Genomic DNA, 1,126 nt, shown 5'->3' with positions numbered 1-1,126 from the left:
CCGTTGGCCAGGGCCTTGGCAACACTGATGGCGTCGGGCGTAAGCCCGTGGTTCTGGAAGGCCCAGAATGTACCTGTACGGCCAAGTCCCGCCTGAACTTCATCGCACATGAAGAGCACGCCGCGCCGGCGGCACAGGGCCTCAAGCTGCCGCAAGTAGTCGCCGGCCAAGGGAACAACGCCGCCTTCGCCCTGCACCACTTCCACCAGAACAGCGGCTGTTGCGGGGGTGATGGTCGCGCTTATGGCGTCCAGATCATTGGCCGGAACCTGCTTGAAGCCTTCGGGCAGGGGCGTGAAGCCGTCGCTGAGGTTTTCGCGCCCTGTGGCGGCAAGCGCCCCCAGCGTGCGCCCGTGGAAGCAGCCGTTGAGGGTGATGATTTCATAGGCATCGCGCTGTTTGACCTTGCGCATATAGCGCCGGGCCAGTTTGATGCATGCCTCGTTGGCTTCGGCCCCGGAATTGCAAAAAAAAGCCTTGTTGTGATGGCTGGTGGACAAAAGCAGCCGCGCCAGCTCAAGCTGCTCTTCCTGGTAGAAGAGATTGCTTACATGCCAGAGTTTTTCGGCCTGAGCGGCCAGAGCGGCGTTTACCTCATGGTTGCAATGCCCGAGGGTGGTAACGGCAATGCCCGCCAGCAGGTCAACATATTCCTTGCCGTCCACATCCCACAATCGCGCGCCCTTGCCTCGGACCACGGCCACGGGATAGCGGCTGTAAGAACGGCAGAGCAGGCTTTCTTCCCCGGCTTTGACGGCAGCAAAGGCTTGCGACATGGACGGACTCCTTTTCTCGATAAACAGAGGTTGGTTTGGAAGCGCCGCAGGGCGCGGCACTGTCAGCGCCCGGTGTGCCCGAAGCCGCCGGAACCACGCTTGGTGGGGGCCAGTTCCTCCACTTCGCGCCAGCGGGGGCGTATAAAGGGCTGAAAGATGAGTTGGGCCACGCGCTCGCCATTGGCGATGCGGCGTTCCTGCCCGGAAGTGTTCAGAAGAACCACCAGGATTTCTCCGGTATAGTCGGGGTCAATAACCCCTACGCCCTGGGCCACGGTCAGACCGTCACGCGCGCCAAGGCCGCTACGGGAGTAGACAAAGCCCGCCAGGCCTGCGGCCTGTGGCTGTAC

2 protein-coding genes are annotated in these 1,126 nt (G+C 62.3%); both read right to left on the bottom strand.

Annotated elements, in window-relative coordinates; genetic code table 11:
• On the bottom strand, positions 1-776 hold a 776-nt coding region (locus tag V6C16_RS13910; protein ID WP_333543513.1), incomplete at its 3' end, for an aminotransferase class III-fold pyridoxal phosphate-dependent enzyme.
• Positions 777-838: 62 nt separating this feature from the next.
• Positions 839-1,126: dUTP diphosphatase (locus V6C16_RS13905; protein ID WP_442886242.1), on the bottom strand; the 288-nt coding region annotated here is incomplete at its 5' end.

It is taken from the genome of Desulfovibrio sp. 1188_IL3213 (genome assembly GCF_036763145.1).
GTDB lineage: Bacteria > Desulfobacterota > Desulfovibrionia > Desulfovibrionales > Desulfovibrionaceae > Desulfovibrio.
Note: the sequence above shows the minus strand (reverse complement) of the source record. Positions and strands in the feature narration are given on the sequence as shown.